The sequence below is a fragment of the Pseudomonas sp. BN417 genome (genome assembly GCF_029871205.1).
Lineage (GTDB): Bacteria > Pseudomonadota > Gammaproteobacteria > Pseudomonadales > Pseudomonadaceae > Metapseudomonas.
The window spans coordinates 15861-33203 of sequence record NZ_SSOJ01000026.1 but is presented as its reverse complement, the minus strand read 5'-3'; the positions used below and the strand labels follow the sequence as shown (position 1 = coordinate 33203).

Genomic DNA, 17343 nt, shown 5'->3' with positions numbered 1-17343 from the left:
CGTGCGGCGGGTGACGACCGGTCGGGTGAAATCAGGTGAAGGTGCGAAGTTTACATGAAGTAAAGATGCATTCAGCGCCTGATTTCAACATGGACCACCGCCTCCGATCAGCCGCGGAACTCGGCACGGCCGCGGTACGGCGCCTTCCCGCCCAGTTGCTCTTCGATACGCAGCAGCTGGTTGTACTTGGACACGCGGTCGGAACGGCACAGGGAACCGGTCTTGATCTGGCCGGCAGCGGTGCCTACGGCCAGGTCGGCGATGGTGCTGTCCTCGGTTTCACCGGAGCGGTGGGAGATCACCGCGGTGTAGCCGGCGGCCTTGGCCATCTGGATGGCTTCCAGAGTCTCGGTCAGCGAGCCGATCTGATTGAACTTGATCAGGATCGAGTTGCCGATGCTCTTCTCGATGCCTTCCTTGAGGATCTTGGTGTTGGTGACGAACAGGTCGTCGCCCACCAGCTGGACCTTGGCGCCGATTTTCTCGGTCAGGCCTTTCCAGCCAGCCCAGTCGGACTCGTCCATGCCGTCTTCGATGGAGATGATCGGGTAGCGCTGGGTCAGGCCGGCCAGGTAGTCGGCGAAACCGGCGGCGTCGAAGGTCTTGCCTTCGCCGGACAGGCTGTACTGGCCATCCTTGAAGAACTCGGAAGAAGCGCAGTCCAGGGCCAGGGTGATGTCGTCGCCCAGCTTGTAGCCGGCGTTGGCTACGGCTTCGGCGATGGCGGCCAGGGCGTCTTCGTTGGAAGCCAGGTTCGGCGCGAAGCCACCTTCGTCACCCACTGCGGTGTTCAGGCCACGGGCCTTCAGTACGGCCTTGAGGTGATGGAAGATCTCGGCGCCCATGCGAAGGGCGTCGGCGAAGTTCTTGGCGCCAACCGGCTGCACCATGAACTCCTGGATATCGACGTTGTTATCGGCGTGCTCGCCACCGTTGATGATGTTCATCATCGGTACCGGCATGGAGTACTGGCCCGGAGTGCCGTTCAGTTCGGCGATGTGGGCGTACAGCGGGATGCCCTTGGCCTGGGCAGCGGCCTTGGCGGCGGCCAGGGACACGGCGAGAATGGCGTTGGCGCCCAGCTTGCCTTTGTTCTCGGTACCGTCCAGCTCGATCATCGCGCGGTCGAGGGCTTTCTGGTCGGCAGCATCTTTGCCCAGCAGCAGGTCGCGGATCGGGCCATTGATGTTGGCCACGGCTTTCAGCACGCCCTTGCCCAGGTAACGGCTCTTGTCGCCATCACGCAGCTCCAGTGCCTCGCGGGAACCGGTGGATGCACCGGACGGCGCGCAAGCGCTGCCGATAATGCCGTTCTCGAGGATCACATCGGCTTCGACGGTGGGGTTGCCACGGGAGTCCAGAACCTCGCGGCCCTTGATGTCGACGATCTTTGCCATTGTTGTTAGCACTCCAAAAGTTGACGAAAACGCTGCAGCGGAAGGTGAGGCGGCTCACCGGGTCTCTGGGTCGGCTGACCCGGCGAATGTCCTGACCGATCAGTCAGATTGTGCCCACGCGGCACTTTACCGGAGAACGATCGATTCAGGCAGTCTCGATTGGCGGAAAACTCTTGACCAGGTCGTCCAGCTGCTTGAGCTGGGACAGGAAGGGCTCGAGTTTGTTCAGGCGCAGGGCGCAGGGGCCATCGCATTTGGCGTTGTCCGGGTCCGGATGGGCCTCGAGGAACAGGCCCGCCAGGCCCTGGCTCATGCCGGCCTTGGCCAGGTCGGTGACCTGGGCGCGGCGGCCGCCGGCGGAGTCGGCACGCCCGCCCGGCATCTGCAGGGCGTGGGTGACGTCGAAGAACACCGGGTACTGGAACTGCTTCATGATGCCGAAGCCAAGCATGTCCACCACCAGGTTGTTGTAGCCGAAGCTCGAACCGCGCTCACAGAGGATCAGCTGGTCGTTGCCGGCCTCTTCGCACTTGGCGAGGATGTGCTTCATCTCCTGGGGTGCGAGGAACTGGGCCTTCTTGATGTTGATCACCGCACCGGTCTTCGCCATCGCCACCACCAGGTCGGTCTGGCGCGAGAGGAAGGCCGGCAGCTGGATGATGTCGCAGACCTCGGCCACGGGAGCCGCCTGGTGCGGCTCGTGGACGTCGGTGATCACCGGTACGCCGAAGGTCTTCTTCACCTCCTCGAAGATCTTCATGCCCTCTTCCAGGCCCGGGCCGCGGAAGGAGTTGATCGAGGAGCGGTTGGCCTTGTCGAAGCTGGCCTTGAACACGTAGGGGATGCCGAGCTTCTCGGTCACCCGCACGTACTCTTCGCAAACCTTCAGGGCCAGGTCGCGGGATTCCAGCACATTCATGCCGCCGAACAGCACGAAGGGCTTGTCGTTGGCGATCTCGATATTGCCGACGCGGATGATCTTCTGCGCCATGGGTCAGGCCTTCTTCGCTTTCTGCGCCAGGGCGGCAGTGACGAAGCCGCTGAACAGCGGGTGTCCGTCACGCGGAGTGGAGGTGAACTCCGGGTGGAACTGGCAGGCGACGAACCAGGGATGGTCCGGGGCTTCCACCACTTCAACCAGGGCGCCGTCGCCGGAGCGGCCGGTGATCTTCAGGCCGGCTTCCTGCAGTTGCGGCAGCAGGTTGTTGTTCACTTCGTAGCGGTGGCGATGGCGCTCGACGATCTCGTCCTTGCCATAGCAGCCGCGGACCAGCGAGCCGGCTTCAAGCTGGCAGGCCTGGGCGCCGAGGCGCATGGTGCCGCCGAGGTCGGAGGCTTCGGTGCGCAGCTCGGTGGCGCCGGTGGAGTCCTGCCACTCGGTGATCAGGCCCACGACGGGGTGGCCGCTGGACTTGTCGAATTCGGTGGAGTTCGCGTCGCTCCAGCCCAGCACGTTACGGGCGTACTCGATCACCGCCACCTGCATGCCGAGGCAGATGCCGAGGTAGGGGATCTTGTTCTCACGGGCATAGCGCACGGTGGAAATCTTGCCTTCCACGCCACGCAGGCCGAAGCCGCCGGGAACCAGGATGGCGTCGACGCCTTCCAGCAGGCCGGTGCCCTGGGTCTCGATGTCTTCGGAATCGATGTAGCGCAGGTTGACCTTGGTGCGGTTCTGGATGCCGGCGTGGCTCATCGCTTCGATCAGCGACTTGTAGGCATCCAGCAGTTCCATGTACTTGCCGACCATGGCGATGGTGACTTCGCCGGTGGGGTTCAGCTTGGCATCGACCACGCGGTCCCACTCGGAAAGATCGGCGCCGCCGCATTGCAGGCCGAAGCGCTCGACGACGAAGTCGTCCAGGCCCTGGGCGTGCAGGACGGACGGGATCTTGTAGATGGTGTCGACGTCTTGCAGGGCGATGACCGCACGCTCTTCCACGTTGGTAAAGAGGGCGATCTTGCGGCGCGAGGACAGGTCGACTTCATGGTCGGAACGGCAGATCAGCACGTCCGGTTGCAGGCCGATGGAGCGCAGCTCCTTCACCGAGTGCTGGGTCGGCTTGGTCTTGGTTTCGCCGGCAGTGGCGATGTAGGGCACCAGGGTCAGGTGCATCAGCATGGCGCGCTTGGCGCCCACTTCCACGCGCAGCTGGCGGATAGCCTCGAGGAAGGGCTGGGACTCGATGTCACCGACGGTGCCGCCGATTTCCACCAGGGCCACGTCCGCGCCGGTGGAACCCTTGATGATGCGGTGCTTGATCTCGTCGGTGATGTGCGGGATCACCTGGATGGTGGCGCCGAGATAGTCACCACGGCGCTCCTTGCGCAGCACATCGGCGTAGACGCGGCCGGTGGTGAAGTTGTTGTTCTGGGTCATGGTGGTGCGCACGAAGCGCTCGTAGTGGCCCAGGTCAAGGTCGGTTTCGGCGCCGTCCTCGGTCACGAAGACTTCACCGTGCTGGAAGGGACTCATGGTGCCCGGATCGACGTTGATGTACGGATCGAGCTTGAGCATGGTGACCTTCAGTCCCCGCGCTTCCAGAATGGCGGCCAAGGATGCCGAGGCGATGCCTTTCCCCAATGAAGAAACAACACCGCCCGTGACGAAGATGTAGCGCGTCATGAAAAACCCTAGAAGTCTGCGTTTAGGCGGAAAGCCGCCGGGGAAAGCGATGAAGGGCAAAGGCCTTCAACCATGGAGCGCCAAGGGCGCTGCTTCAAAAGCAACAACCGCCGATTCCGAAGGAATCAGCGGAAGCTATGTAAGACGGGAGCGTAGTCTACCGGAAAGACCCTATCAGCTCAAACCTTGGTCATTCGTCGGAGGTGTCCAGCGCAGCCGCCAGCTGCCCTGCCGCGAGCCGTCGAGCCCCGGCAGGTTGGCCAGGGCCGACAGCCTGCCGTCGATCACGAGAAGCGGCAATCGGCCGCGGACGAAAGCCGGCAGGCGCACCTCATTGAACAAGCGCTTGAGGTCACGGTGGCCGCGCCCCGCCACTTCCAGCACTTCCCCGCCCTGCCGGTAGCGGACTTCGAGCCTGCCACCCGGGGGAGTACCCAGCAGTTCGAGCCGACCATTGCCGGGCAGTTCAAGCGGCTGGCCCGGATCGGCCCACGCAGGGCTCGATGCGGGTGCGACGAGCCAGTCACCGGCCAGCCACCACAACCGTCCGTCGGCGCGATGCAGCTCGCCATTGGCCAGGCGCCAGACCGGTTTCGCATCGACCGCCGCATCGCGCAGGTCGTCCCATCCAGCCCAGTGGTCGCTGTCCGGCAACGACGTCAGCGGCGCCAGCCAGTGGCGCAGGGCATTTCGCTGCCGGGCTGGGCTCAGGGCACCGAGCGCGTGCATATCCAGCGAGGGAAGCGGCAGCCAGGGAAATTCGTCGCAGCGCCTGGCGTCCTGGAGGTCGCCCTGGGCCAGCTCGCCCAGCAGGGCGTCCGCCTCTGCCAGGTGCGCGGCGCTGCGCGCCATGCTCTCTGCCGCCCGCGGCCAGCGTGAATGCAGGGCCGGCAATATGTCGCGGCGCAGGAAATTGCGCGCCAGCGCAGTGTCGGCATTGCTCGGGTCTTCCACCCAGCAGAGCCCTTCGGCGCGGCCATAGGCTTCCAGTTCGGCGCGCGACATCTGCAACAGCGGCCGAACCAGGGTGCCCGGCCCCAAGGCCCGGCTTGCCGGCATGCCCGTCAGCCCACGCACGCCAGCCCCGCGGAGCAAGCGGAACAGCAGGGTCTCGGCCTGGTCGTCACGATGCTGGGCACTGAACAGCGCGTCCCCGGCAGCCATCTGGCTGATGAAGGCGGCATAGCGCGCATCCCGAGCGGCCCGCTCGAGGCTGGGCCCGGAGTCGACCTTCACCCGCAGCACCCGCAGCGGAATTCCCAACTCGCCACAAACCTTCTGGCAGTGGGCCGGCCAGGCATCGGCCGCGGCCTGCAGGCCGTGGTGAACGTGGATAGCGAAGAGAGGCGGCAGGGCTTCGCGACGAGCGAGGCGAGCCAGCAGATGGAGCAGGACGGTGGAGTCGAGCCCGCCGGAGAAAGCGACATGCCAGGCCGGTGCTTGGCGCCAGGGGGCCAGGGCAGATAGCAGGCGTGCTTCGAGGGACATGGAGGGGGCTCGGCGGCTGGCTCGGACCCCAAGCATAAAGCCGGGGCCCGAAGCCTGCAGCCTGGAGCGGAGGATCAGGCTACGCCGTAGCCCATCAGGCGCTCGTAACGGCGCGCCAGCAGGTCCTCGGTGCCGAGCTTCTGCAGCGACTTCAGCTGCTCGGAGAGCTCCTTGCGGATGGACTCGGCGGCAGTCGCCGGGTCGCGGTGAGCGCCACCCAGCGGCTCGGCGATCACCTTGTCGACGATACCCAGCCCCTTCAGGCGCTCGGCGGTGATGCCCATGGCCTCGGCCGCATCCGGAGCCTTCTCGGCGGTTTTCCACAGGATGGACGCGCAACCTTCCGGCGAAATCACCGCGTAGGTGGAGTACTGCAGCATGTTCAGGCGATCGCAGACGCCGATGGCCAGCGCGCCGCCGGAACCGCCTTCGCCGATCACGGTGGCGATGATCGGGGTCTTCAGCCGCGCCATGACACGCAGGTTCCAGGCGATTGCCTCGCTCTGGCCACGCTCCTCGGCATCGATGCCCGGGTAGGCGCCGGGGGTGTCGATGAAGGTGAGGATCGGCATCTTGAAGCGCTCGGCCATCTCCATCAAACGGCAGGCCTTGCGATAGCCCTCGGGGCGCGGCATGCCGAAGTTGCGGCGTACCTTCTCGCGCACCTCACGGCCCTTCTGGTGGCCGATGACCATCACCGGTGCATCGTTCAGGCGGGCGACGCCACCGACGATGGCCGCGTCGTCGGAGAAGTGGCGATCGCCATGCAGCTCGTCGAACTCGGTGAAGATGTGCTCGATGTAGTCGAGGGTGTAGGGCCGGCGCGGATGGCGAGCCATTTGAGCGATCTGCCAGCTGGAGAGGTTGCCGAAGATGCTCTCGGTGAGCGCGCTGCTCTTCTCCTGCAGGCGAGAAATCTCGTCGGTGATGTTCAGGGCGTTGTCGTTACCGACCAGACGCAGCTCCTCGATCTTGGCTTGCAGATCGGCGATGGGCTGTTCGAAATCCAGAAAGTTCGGGTTCATAGGCTTCCGTCGTGCGCTTGGGGCCAGGCGGCTGGTTCCATTTGGCGCCCTACCTTAAGGGATCGGGCGCGTTCGGGTCGAGATCAAAACGAGTCGGGCCGATGCGAATTACCAAATCACGCTCGCATCAGCGGTAGTGCAGAAAGACGTTGTCGCGCCCGAACTGGTCACGCAATGCTTGAATCAATGCATCGGCCGGGGCGATTCGCCACTGTTCGCCGAACTGCAGCACGGCCTTCGCATCGTTGCCGCTGTAGTCCAGGGTCAGGGGGCAGGAGCCGCGGTGGCGGCCGCAGAGTTCGGCCAGCCAGCGTAGCCGGTCGCCCTGCAGGGCCGTGTGATCGACCTTCATGCGCAGGCTTTCCGCCAGGCCGGTGCGGGCTTCCTCCAGGCTCAGCACGCGCTTGGCACGCAGACGCAGGCCGCCGGAAAAGTCGTCGTGGCTGACCTCCCCTTCCACCACCACCAGGGTGTCGGTCTGCAGCAGGCCATGTGCGGCGTTGAAGGCATCGGCGAAAAGCGAGGCTTCGATGCGCCCGGAGCGGTCGTCCAGGGTGATGAAGCCCATCTTGTCGCCCTTCTTGTTCTTCATCACCCGCAGGTTGACGATCAGGCCGGCGATGATCTGGGTGTCCCGCGCAGGCTTCAGTTCGACGATGCGCTGACGGGCGAAGCGGCGGACCTCGCCTTCGTACTCGTCAATGGGGTGACCGGTGAGGTAGAGGCCCAGGGTGTCCTTTTCGCCCTTCAGGCGTTCCTTGAGGGACATTTCCTTGGCGTTGCGATGGTTCGCGTACAGGTCCGCCTCGGGCTCGGCGAACAGGCCGCCAAAGAGGTCCATGTGGCCGCTGTCATGGCTGCGCGCGGTCTGCTCGGCCGCCTGGATGGCTTCCTCCATGGCCGCCAGCAGCACCGCTCGGTTGCGATCGACGCCAGCCTGGTAGGCCTTGACCTCGTCGCTGAAGAAGGGGCCGAGGCGGTCCAGGGCGCCACCGCGGATCAGGGCCTCCAGGGTGCGTTTGTTGATGCGCTTGAGGTCGACGCGGTTGCAGAAGTCGAACAGGTCCTTGAAGGGACCGCCTTCGGCACGGCATTCGACGATGGCTTCGACCGGGCCTTCGCCGACGCCCTTGATGGCGCCCAGGCCGTAGACGATGCGGCCATCGTCGTCGACGGTGAACATGAACTCGGAGTTGTTCACATCGGGGGCCAGGATGCGCAGCTTCATGCTGCGGCACTCTTCGATCAGGGTCACGACCTTCTCGGTGTTGTGCATATCCGCCGAGAGCACCGCGGCCATGAAGGGCGACGGATAGTGGGTCTTGAGCCAGGCGGTCTGGTAGGAGACCAGGCCATAGGCGGCCGAGTGGGATTTGTTGAAGCCGTAGCCGGCGAACTTTTCCACCAGGTCGAAGATGTTGCCCGCGAGGTTCCCATCGATATTGTTGTTGGCGCAGCCCTCGATGAAGCCACCACGCTGCTTGGCCATTTCCTCGGGCTTCTTCTTGCCCATGGCACGACGCAGCATGTCGGCGCCGCCGAGGGTGTAGCCGGCCATGACCTGGGCGATCTGCATCACCTGTTCCTGGTACAGGATGATGCCGTAGGTGGGCTTGAGCACGGGCTCGAGGCCGGCGTACTGGTAATCGGGGTGCGGGTAGGACAGCTCGGCACGGCCGTGCTTGCGGTTGATGAAGTCGTCCACCATGCCCGATTGCAGCGGGCCGGGACGGAACAGCGCCACCAGTGCGATGAGGTCTTCCAGGCAGTCGGGCTTGAGCTTCTTGATCAGCTCCTTCATGCCGCGGGATTCCAGCTGGAATACCGCAGTGGTCTCGGCCTTCTGCAGCAGGTCGTAGGTCTTCTTGTCGTCCAGCGGGATGAAGTCGATGTTCAGGTCGGGCAGGCCCTTCTTGGCCTGCTCACGGTTGATGGTCTCCATCGCCCACTTGATGATGGTGAGCGTACGCAGGCCGAGGAAGTCGAACTTCACCAGGCCGGCGGCTTCCACGTCGTCCTTGTCGAATTGGGTGACGAGGCCGCCGCCCTCCTCGTCGCACGCGATGGGCGAGAAGTCGGTGAGCTTGGTCGGCGCGATCACCACGCCGCCAGCGTGTTTGCCGGTACCGCGGGTGATGCCCTCGAGCTTGAGGGCCATGTCCCAGATTTCCGCCGCCTCTTCGTCGACCTTGAGGAAGTCGCGGAGCATTTCCTCCTGCTCGAAGGCCTTCTCCAGGGTCATACCCACTTCGAAGGGGATCATCTTCGACAGGCGATCGGCCAGGCCGTACGACTTGCCCTGCACCCGCGCCACGTCGCGCACCACCGCCTTGGCGGCCATGGAGCCGAAGGTGATGATCTGGCTCACTGCATTACGCCCGTACTTGTCGGCCACGTAGTCGATGACGCGGTCGCGGCCGTCCATGCAGAAGTCGACGTCGAAGTCGGGCATGGAGATCCGCTCGGGGTTGAGGAAGCGCTCGAACAGCAGGTCATAGGCCAGCGGGTCGAGGTCGGTGATCTTCAGCACGTAGGCGACCAGCGAGCCGGCACCCGATCCACGGCCGGGGCCCACCGGCACGCCGTTGTTCTTCGCCCACTTGATGAAGTCCATCACGATGAGGAAGTAACCGGGGAAACCCATCTGGATGATGATATCCAGCTCGAACTTCAAGCGGTCCAGATAGACCTGGCGCTTTTCCTCGTAGTCCGGCGTGGACTCCTTCGGCCAGAGCACCGCCAGGCGCTCTTCGAGACCCTCGTGGGAAACGTGGCGCAGGTAGTCGTCGATGCCCATGCCATTGGGCGTCGGGAAGTCCGGGAGGAAGTACTTGCCCAGCTGCACGTCGATGTTGCAACGCTTGGCGATCTCGACCGTGTTCTCCAGCGCCTCGGGAATGTCGCTGAACAGCTCCGCCATTTCCTCGGGGGACTTGAGGTACTGCTGGTCGGAAAAGGTGCGCGGCCGGCGTGGGTCATCGAGGACACGCCCCTCGCCGATGCAGACGCGGGTCTCGTGGGCTTCAAAATCGCCCTGCTTGATGAAGCGCACGTCGTTGGTGGCCACCAGCGGCGCGCCGCAACGGTCGGCCAGGGCGACCGCGGCATGCACGTGCTCTTCGTCGTTGGCCCGGGCGGTGCGCTGCAGCTCCAGGTAGAAGCGGTCGGGGAACACGGCCTGCCACTCGGCCAGCAGCGCTTCGGCGGAGGCCTGGTCGCCGTTCAGCAGGGCCATGCCGATCTCGCCCTCCTTGGCGCCGGACAGGGCGATCAGGCCTTCAGCGGCGTGCTTCACCCAGTCACGCTGGATGATCACCAGGTCGTTGCTCTGACCTTCGGACCAGCCACGGGAGACCAGCTCGGTGAGGTTGCGGTAGCCCTTGGCATTCATTGCCAGCAGGGTCATGCGGCTCAGCGGGCCATCCTCATCGCGACTGGACAACCAGACATCGGCGCCGCAGAGGGGCTTGATGCCTGCACCCATGGCGGTCTTGTAGAACTTCACCAGCGAGCACATGTTGCTCTGGTCGGTGACCGCCACTGCCGGCATACCCGCCCCGGTTACGGCCTTGACCAGCGGCTTGACCCGCACCAGGCCGTCTACCAGGGAATATTCGGTGTGCAGACGCAGATGGACGAAAGAAGCGGTCATGGAAGTCCTATGCAAAACGCGAAAACGACAAGGCCCGGATTGTACCGGGCCCTCGTGCAAAGCTACAGGCTGAAGGCAGCGCCAACGGGCAGGAGAACCGACTGCGCCTGCAGCCGCCCATTACTCGGCGGCCGCCTCAGCGAGAATTATCGAGAAGCGCCCGAACCGGCCCGAAGGAGCGCCGATGGATGGGAGTGGGCCCCAGACGCCGCAGGGCTTCCAGGTGCACCGGGGTGGGATAGCCCTTGTGCCCGGCGATGCCGTAGCCGGGATAGGCGGCATCGAGTTCGACCATCTCGCGGTCGCGGCAGACCTTGGCCAGGATGGAGGCGGCGGCGATGGCCGGCACCTGGCTGTCGCCCTTGACCACGGGAGCGCAGGGCACCTTGAGCTTGGGGCAGCGGTTGCCGTCGATCAGCGCCAGCCTGGGCTGTACGCTGAGCCCTTCCACCGCGCGCTGCATGGCCAGCATGGTGGCGTGGAGGATATTGAGGCTGTCGATCTCATGCACGTCGGCGCGAGCGATGCACCAGGCCAAGGCCTTCTCGCGGATTTCCTCGTACAGCGCATCGCGGCGCGCTTCGGAGAGCTTCTTCGAGTCGTTCAGCCCGAGGATCGGCCGCGACGGGTCGAGAATCACCGCGGCGGTGACCACCGGGCCGCAAAGCGGGCCACGGCCGACTTCGTCCACGCCGGCCACCAGTTCTTCTACCAGGCTGAAATCCAGGCCGAGTTGCATCAGGGTGCTCCGATCAGTTGCAGGATGGCGTCGGCCGCCTGGCCGGATGCGTCCTGGCGCAAGGCGCGGTGAATGACGTCGAAGCCGTGGGTCTGGATCTCGCCATCGTCCAGCAAGGGCGCCACGGCGTGGGCCAGGGCATCGGGCGTGGCGGCGTCCTGCAGCAGCTCGGGTACCAGCAGGCGCTGGGCCAGCAGATTGGGCAGGGACACGTACGGACTTTTCACCAGACGCTTGAGAATCCGATAGGTAAGCGGCGCCACCTTATAGGCCACCACCATCGGCCGCTTGTAGAGCAAGGCCTCCAGGGTGGCGGTGCCGGAGGCGATCAGCACCGCATCGCAGGCTGCCAGGGCGTCGTGGGAGCGGCCATCGAGCAGTTTCAGCGGCAGGTCGCGGCCGGCCAGCATGGCCTCCAGCTGGCCCCGTCGCTCCGGGCTGGCGCAGGGCAGGACGAAGCGAATACCGGGGCGCACCGAGCGCAGGCGTTCGGCAGCGTCGAGGAACAGCGCACCCAACTTGCCCACTTCGCCGCCGCGGCTGCCCGGCAGCAGTGCCACCACAGGCGAATCGAGCGGCAGGTCCAGCGCCGCGCGGGCGCCCGCTCGGCTCGCCTCGAGCGGGATGGCATCGGCCAGCGGATGACCGACGAAGCGCACCGGCACGCCCTGCTCTTCGTAGAAGCGCGCTTCGAACGGGAAGAGCGTCAGCATCAGGTCGCAACCTTCGCGAATCTTCAGCACGCGCTTCTGCCGCCAGGCCCAGACCGAGGGGCTGACGTAATGCACGGTCTTGATCCCGGCACGGCGGAGCTTGAGTTCGACGCCCAGGTTGAAGTCCGGCGCGTCGATGCCGATGAAGACATCCGGACGCGCGGCGATAAGGGTCTGGATCAGGCGTTTGCGGCGGGCCAGCAGCTCGGGGAGACGGCCCAGCACTTCGACCAGGCCCATGACCGCCAGGCGTTCCATGGGGAAGTAGGGGTCCAGCCCTTCGGCCTGCATGCGCGGCCCGCCGACGCCGATGAATTCGGCGTCGGGATGCCGCACCTTGAGCGCCTGCATCAGGGTGGAGCCGAGGATATCGCCGGACGCCTCGCCGGCGACCAGCGCGATGCGCAAAGGACGATTCATGGGGATCAGCGAGTAATGCCGCGGGTCGAGGACTGGATGGAGTCGCGGAAAACCGCCACTTCCGGGAACTGGTCCGCGGACTCGGCGAGATCGGCAAGGGCCTGCTCGACGGTCAGCCCCTGGCGGTAGACCACCTTGTAGGCGCGCCGCAGGGCAGAGATGGCCTCGGCGCTGAAGCCGCGACGGCGCATGCCTTCGAAGTTCATGCTGCGGGCCTCGGCCGGGTTGCCGAAGACGGTGACATAGGCCGGTACGTCCTTGCCGATGGCGGTGCCCATGCCGGAGAAACTGTGGGCGCCGATTCGGCAGAACTGGTGCACCAGGGTGTAGCCGGACAGGATGGCCCAATCGTCGACGTGGACATGGCCGGCCAGCGCGGTGTTGTTCACCAGGATGCAATGATTGGCGATCACGCTGTCATGGCCGATGTGCACGTAGGCCATCAGCAGGTTGTGATCGCCGATGGTGGTCTCGGAGCGGTCCTGCACGGTGCCACGGTGAATGGTCACGCCTTCGCGGATCACATTGTGGTCGCCGATCACCAGGCGGGTGGGCTCACCCTTGTACTTCAGGTCGGGCGTGTCCTCGCCCACCGAAGAGAACTGGTAGATGCGGTTGTGCTTGCCGATACGGGTCGGTCCCTTGATGACCACATGGGGTCCGACCACGCTCCCCTCGCCAATTTCCACATCGGGTCCGATGATCGACCAGGGGCCGACCTGAACACCATCCGCCAGCTTTGCCGACGGATCGATAATGGCGCGAGGGTCAATCAAACTCATAGTTTGCGTTCCGCACAGATGATCTCGGCCGAGCAGACTTCCTTGCCATCGACGCTGGCGTGGCAGTCGAACTTCCAGATACCGCGTTTGACGCTGAGGAACTGCGCACTGAGGATCAGCTGGTCGCCCGGCAGTACCGGCTGGCGGAAGCGCAGCTTGTCGGAACCCACGAAGTAGTAGAGGGTGCCGTCAGCAGGTTTCACGTCGAGCATCTTGAAGCCGAGGATGCCGGCCGCCTGGGCCATGGCTTCGATGATCAGCACGCCCGGCATGATCGGATGCTGCGGGAAGTGGCCGTTGAAGAATGGCTCGTTGATGCTGACATTCTTGTAGGCGCGAATGCGCTTGCCTTCAACATCCAGGTCCACCACGCGATCCACCAGGAGGAAAGGGTAGCGGTGCGGCAGATATTCGCGAATCTCGTTGATGTCCATCATGTTCCTGGAGCCTATTGAGAGGATTTGGGATGCACGGCGCTGCGTGGATCACGCATCAGATGAAGCATCCCCGCCCGGGGTCACTGCCGCCAGGCGCTTTTCAAGTTGCTGCAGACGACGCGCCATGTCGTCCAACTGGCGGATCCGGGCGGCGCTTTTCTTCCATTCCGCGGCAGGCTGCATCGCGGTGCCGGAGGAATACGCGCCCGGCTCGGTGATATTTCGGGTCACCATGGTCATGCCGGTGACGAACACGTTGTCGCACACATCGATATGGCCAACCATGCCCACGCCGCCTGCGATCATGCAGTTGCGGCCGATCCTGGTGCTGCCGGAAATGCCTACGCAGCCGGCCATGGCGGTGTTGTCGCCGACCTGCACGTTGTGCGCGATCATGATCTGGTTGTCCAGCTTCACGCCGTTGCCGATCAGGGTGTCGGCCAGGGCGCCACGGTCGATGGTGGTATTGGCTCCCACCTCGACATCGTCACCCAGGGTCACGCCACCGATCTGCGCGATCTTCTGCCAGACGCCCTTCTCGTTGGCGAAGCCGAAGCCTTCGCCACCGATTACCGCGCCGGACTGGATCACCACCCGCTTGCCGATCGTCACGTCGTGATAGAGGGTCACGCGGGGCGCCAGCCAGCCACCTTCACCGATCGAGGTGCGCGCACCGACGACGCAGTGGGCACCCAGGGTCACGCCGGGACCGATCTGCGCGCCCGATTCGATCACCACATAGGCACCGACACTGGCGCTCGGGTCGACCTTGGCGTCGGCCGCGACTACGGCGGTCTGATGAATGCCCGGCCGGGCCTTGGGCTTGCGATCGAACAGGTGGGAAAGTTCGGCGTAGGCCAGGTAGGGATTGGCCACCACCAGGGCGTCGCCGGTATAGCCCTCGGCATCGGCCGGGGTCAGCAGCACGGCGGCGGCCTGGGTGTCGGCGAGGAACTTGCGGTACTGCGGATTGGCCAGGAAGCTGAGCTGGCCGGGACCGGCCTCCTGCAGGGTGGCCAGGCCGCTGATAACCTTGTCCTCGGCGCCACGCAGGGTGGCACCGAGGCGTTCGGCCAGTTGGCCGAGGGTGAAGACCGGGGCAGTCATCATCAACGCTGCTGGTTCATGCGCTCGATGACCTGGCGGGTGATGTCGTACTGCGGCTTAACGTCTACCACCGCACCACGCTCCAGCACCAGGTCATAGCTACCTTTCTTCAGGACTTCCTCGACCGCCTTGTCCAGCTTCGGCTTGAGCTGCTTGAGCATGTCGCGGTCGGCAACGGCCTTGGCTTCGTTGAGTTCCTTGGACTGGAACTGGAAGTCGCGGGCCTTCTGCTTGAACTCGAGCTCCAGGCGTTCACGCTCGGCCTGCTGCATACGCTCGCCTTCCTTGACCAGGCGGTCCTGGATGCGCTTGGCGTCGCTTTCAAGGGTCTTCAGCTTGTTCAGCTGCGGACCGAACTTCTTCTCGGCGTCGACCGCGTACTTCTTGGCAGCGTCGGATTCCAGCAGGGCCATCTGGTAGTTCAGTACCGCAATCTTCATTTCCGCGAAGGCCGGAGTCGCCAGCATGGCAGCGGCAACCAGAACGAATTGAGTCAACTTACGCACGATGCAACTCCTGCAACAAATACTGTTGTCTTGATGAACAATTAGAAAGTCTGGCCCAGGGAGAACTGGAACACCTGGGTATCGGCATTGTCCGGCTTCTTCACCGGCATGCCCAGGCTGAAGCTCAACGGCCCGAGTGCGGTGATCCAGGTCAGGCCCACACCCACGGAGCTGGCCAGTTCGCCGGCGTTGATGCTGCTGCAGTCCGGGGACGACGAGGCGCAGCTGGTATCGAATACGTTACCCACATCCCAGAACAGCACGGTACGCAGCTGGCGCTGGTCCTTGACGAAGGGCAGCGGGAACAACAGCTCGACGCCGCCCTGGATCAACACGTTGCCACCGAAGGGTAGCGGATCCTGGTCCGGGTCGGTGCAGCGGCCGGTTTCATCGCAGGTGCCGGCCGGCAACGCGGAGCCGTCGGCAGCGCGCGCGACACTAGGCGTACTGCGCGGGCCGAGGCTGCTGTCCTCGAAGCCGCGTACGGAGTTGAAGCCGCCCGCGAAGTAGTGCTCGTAGAACGGCAGCTCGGAGGTGGAGCCGTAGCTGTCGCCATAGCCCAGCTCGGTGTGGAAGCGCAGCGCGGTGTTCTGCGTCAGCGGAGTGAACAGCTGGCCGCGGTAGTCGAGCTTGAAGAACGACAGGTCGCTGCCCGGCAAGGTGCTTTCCAGCACCAGGCTCTGGGAGTGACCGCGAGTCGCCAGCACGCCCTTGTTCAGGGTCGAATCGGACCAGCCGACGGACGCCTTGAGGTTGGTGTAGTTGTCGCCTTCGTTTTCGATGAAGTCGAAGATCTCGTCGACGGTGTAGATGCCGGTGTTGATCTTGTCCTGTTGCAGAGTCAGGCCGTAGGTCAGGCGCGAGGTCTCGCTGATCGGGTAGCCGATGCTGACGCCGGCGCCCAGGCTATCCACCGCGTAGCTGGACACGTCGACGTCGAGGTCGTCGTAGTCGGTGCTGCGGTAGAAGGCGTTGTAGCCCAGGCTGACGCCGTCCGGCGTCCAGTAGGGGTCGACGAAGCCGAAGTTGTAACGGGTCTGGTACTCGGAACGGGTCAGGCCGATGCTGACCTTGTTACCGGTACCGAGGAAGTTGTTCTGGCTGATGGAGCCGCCGAGGATCAGGCCGGCGCTCTGGGCGAAGCCGACGCTGGCGGTGATGGAGCCGGATGGTTGCTCCTCGACGCTGTAGTTGACGTCCACCTGGTCGTCGGTGCCGGGCACCTGCGGGGTTTCGACGTTGACTTCCTTGAAGAAGCCGAGGCGTTCCAGGCGGGTCTTGGACTGGTCGATCAGGTAGGTCGAGGCCCAGCCACCTTCCATCTGGCGCATTTCGCGGCGCAGCACTTCGTCTTCGGTCTTGGTGTTACCGCGGAAGTTGATGCGGTTGACGTAGGCGCGCTTGCCCGGGTCGACCACGAAGGTGATGGAAACGGTGTTGTCCTCGTCATGGGCTTCCGGCACGCCGTTGACGTTGGCGAAGGTGTAGCCCTCGTTGCCCAGGCGACGGGTGATCAGCTCGGAGGTGGTGGTCATCACCTTGCGCGAGAAGACCTGTCCTTGCTGTACCAGCAGCAGGGACTTCACGTCCTCCTCGGGCACCTTGAGGTCACCGGAGAGTTTCACTTCACGGACGGTGTACTTCTCGCCTTCATCCACGTTGACGGTAATGTAGACGTGCTTCTTGTCCGGAGTGATGGATACCTGGGTGGAAGAGATATCCATGTTGATGTAGCCGCGGTCCAGGTAGTAGGAGCGCAGACGCTCCAGGTCACCGGAGAGCTTCTCGCGGGCGTACTTGTCGTCGTTCTTGAAGAAGGACAGCCAGTTGGTGGTCTTGAGCTCGAACAGCTCGATCAGGTCTTCGTCGGGGAAGACGGTGTTGCCCACCACGTTGATGTGCTGGATGGCCGCAACCGAACCTTCGTTGATGTTGATCTTCAGCGCCACACGGTTGCGCGGCTGCGGGATCACTTCGGCTTCGATCTCTGCGGAATAACGGCCCTGGGCCACGTACTGGCGCTGCAGCTCGTTACGCACGCCTTCAAGGGTGGCGCGCTGGAAGATTTCTCCCTCTGCCAGGCCGGACTGTTTCAGGCCCTTGAGCAGGTCTTCGGTGCTGATGGCCTTGTTGCCTTCGATCTCGATGCTGGAGATCGACGGGCGTTCGACTACAGTGATCACCAGCACGTCGCCGTCGCGGCCGAGCTGGATGTCCTGGAAGAAACCAGTCTTGAACAGCGCGCGGGTCGCCTCGACCAGGCGACGGTCGTCCGCCGGTTCGCCCACATTGAGCGGCAGGGCCCCGAAGACGCTGCCTGCGGAAACCCGCTGCAAGCCGTTGACGCGGATGTCGGAGATGGTGAAGGACTCGGCGTGAACCTCGGCGATCATGAGTGCGGCAAGCACCGCAGGTAGCAGCAGGCGTTTCATGAAGTCCTTTTTTTATTCC

The 17343-nt window shown here is 64.3% G+C and carries 13 protein-coding genes; all 13 read right to left on the bottom strand.

Features of this window, described 5'->3' with window-relative positions; genetic code table 11:
* Positions 1 to 107 precede the first annotated feature (107 nt).
* The 13 genes from eno to bamA all read right to left on the bottom strand — a co-directional run bounded on the left by eno (position 108) and on the right by bamA (position 17324).
* Positions 108 to 1397, bottom strand: a complete 1290-nt coding sequence (gene eno / locus E8F11_RS01730; RefSeq protein WP_280287082.1) for a phosphopyruvate hydratase — start codon at positions 1395 to 1397, stop codon at positions 108 to 110.
* 145 nt (positions 1398 to 1542) lie between these two features.
* Entirely contained in the window at positions 1543 to 2388 is an 846-nt protein-coding gene (gene kdsA / locus E8F11_RS01725) for a 3-deoxy-8-phosphooctulonate synthase (RefSeq protein ID WP_280287081.1), read from the bottom strand.
* A 3-nt stretch (positions 2389 to 2391) separates the two neighbouring features.
* Positions 2392 to 4023 carry a CTP synthase gene (locus E8F11_RS01720; RefSeq protein ID WP_280287080.1) on the bottom strand — a complete coding sequence of 544 codons (1632 nt, stop codon included), beginning with the start codon at positions 4021 to 4023 and terminating at the stop codon, positions 2392 to 2394.
* Positions 4024 to 4197: 174 nt separating this feature from the next.
* A complete protein-coding gene (gene tilS / locus E8F11_RS01715) occupies positions 4198 to 5511 on the bottom strand; it encodes a tRNA lysidine(34) synthetase TilS (protein WP_280287079.1) in 1314 nt (437 codons plus the stop codon).
* Positions 5512 to 5585: 74 nt separating this feature from the next.
* Complete coding sequence (gene accA, locus E8F11_RS01710) at positions 5586 to 6536, bottom strand: acetyl-CoA carboxylase carboxyl transferase subunit alpha (RefSeq protein WP_280287078.1); 951 nt, start codon at positions 6534 to 6536, stop codon at positions 5586 to 5588.
* Between the two features lie 127 nt (positions 6537 to 6663).
* Positions 6664 to 10188: a DNA polymerase III subunit alpha gene (dnaE, locus tag E8F11_RS01705; protein ID WP_280287077.1), complete on the bottom strand. Its 3525-nt coding sequence runs from the start codon at positions 10186 to 10188 to the stop codon at positions 6664 to 6666.
* A 136-nt stretch (positions 10189 to 10324) separates the two neighbouring features.
* The gene (rnhB, locus tag E8F11_RS01700; RefSeq protein WP_280287076.1) at positions 10325 to 10927 is read right to left on the bottom strand and encodes a ribonuclease HII; all 603 of its coding nucleotides are present in this window, start codon (positions 10925 to 10927) and stop codon (positions 10325 to 10327) included.
* Positions 10927 to 12060: a lipid-A-disaccharide synthase gene (gene lpxB, locus E8F11_RS01695; protein ID WP_280287075.1), complete on the bottom strand. Its 1134-nt coding sequence runs from the start codon at positions 12058 to 12060 to the stop codon at positions 10927 to 10929. The genes rnhB and lpxB overlap by 1 nt, the downstream gene beginning before the upstream one ends.
* A gap of 5 nt (positions 12061 to 12065) precedes the next feature.
* Entirely contained in the window at positions 12066 to 12842 is a 777-nt protein-coding gene (gene lpxA / locus E8F11_RS01690) for an acyl-ACP--UDP-N-acetylglucosamine O-acyltransferase (RefSeq protein ID WP_280287074.1), read from the bottom strand.
* Positions 12839 to 13279 (bottom strand): 3-hydroxyacyl-ACP dehydratase FabZ, encoded by a 441-nt coding sequence (fabZ, locus tag E8F11_RS01685; RefSeq protein WP_280287073.1) that lies wholly within the window; start codon positions 13277 to 13279, stop codon positions 12839 to 12841. The genes lpxA and fabZ overlap by 4 nt, the downstream gene beginning before the upstream one ends.
* A 48-nt stretch (positions 13280 to 13327) precedes the next feature.
* Positions 13328 to 14389 (bottom strand): UDP-3-O-(3-hydroxymyristoyl)glucosamine N-acyltransferase, encoded by a 1062-nt coding sequence (gene lpxD, locus E8F11_RS01680; RefSeq protein WP_280287072.1) that lies wholly within the window; start codon positions 14387 to 14389, stop codon positions 13328 to 13330.
* Complete coding sequence (locus tag E8F11_RS01675) at positions 14389 to 14892, bottom strand: OmpH family outer membrane protein (protein ID WP_280287071.1); 504 nt, start codon at positions 14890 to 14892, stop codon at positions 14389 to 14391. The genes lpxD and E8F11_RS01675 overlap by 1 nt, the downstream gene beginning before the upstream one ends.
* Positions 14893 to 14933: 41 nt before the next feature.
* Positions 14934 to 17324: an outer membrane protein assembly factor BamA gene (gene bamA / locus E8F11_RS01670; protein ID WP_280287070.1), complete on the bottom strand. Its 2391-nt coding sequence runs from the start codon at positions 17322 to 17324 to the stop codon at positions 14934 to 14936.
* Between the last annotated feature and the right edge of the window lie 19 nt (positions 17325 to 17343).

Excerpts from the sequence above, each read along its gene's own strand:
- eno (WP_280287082.1), bottom strand. The coding sequence starts at position 1,397 with ATGGCAAAGATCGTCGACATCAAGGGCCGCGAGGTTCTGGACTCCCGT.
- kdsA (WP_280287081.1), bottom strand. The coding sequence starts at position 2,388 with ATGGCGCAGAAGATCATCCGCGTCGGCAATATCGAGATCGCCAACGAC.
- E8F11_RS01720 (WP_280287080.1), bottom strand. The coding sequence starts at position 4,023 with ATGACGCGCTACATCTTCGTCACGGGCGGTGTTGTTTCTTCATTGGGG.
- tilS (WP_280287079.1), bottom strand. The coding sequence starts at position 5,511 with ATGTCCCTCGAAGCACGCCTGCTATCTGCCCTGGCCCCCTGGCGCCAA.
- accA (WP_280287078.1), bottom strand. The coding sequence starts at position 6,536 with ATGAACCCGAACTTTCTGGATTTCGAACAGCCCATCGCCGATCTGCAA.
- dnaE (WP_280287077.1), bottom strand. The coding sequence starts at position 10,188 with ATGACCGCTTCTTTCGTCCATCTGCGTCTGCACACCGAATATTCCCTG.
- rnhB (WP_280287076.1), bottom strand. The coding sequence starts at position 10,927 with ATGCAACTCGGCCTGGATTTCAGCCTGGTAGAAGAACTGGTGGCCGGC.
- lpxB (WP_280287075.1), bottom strand. The coding sequence starts at position 12,060 with ATGAATCGTCCTTTGCGCATCGCGCTGGTCGCCGGCGAGGCGTCCGGC.
- lpxA (WP_280287074.1), bottom strand. The coding sequence starts at position 12,842 with ATGAGTTTGATTGACCCTCGCGCCATTATCGATCCGTCGGCAAAGCTG.
- fabZ (WP_280287073.1), bottom strand. The coding sequence starts at position 13,279 with ATGATGGACATCAACGAGATTCGCGAATATCTGCCGCACCGCTACCCT.
- lpxD (WP_280287072.1), bottom strand. The coding sequence starts at position 14,389 with ATGATGACTGCCCCGGTCTTCACCCTCGGCCAACTGGCCGAACGCCTC.
- bamA (WP_280287070.1), bottom strand. The coding sequence starts at position 17,324 with ATGAAACGCCTGCTGCTACCTGCGGTGCTTGCCGCACTCATGATCGCC.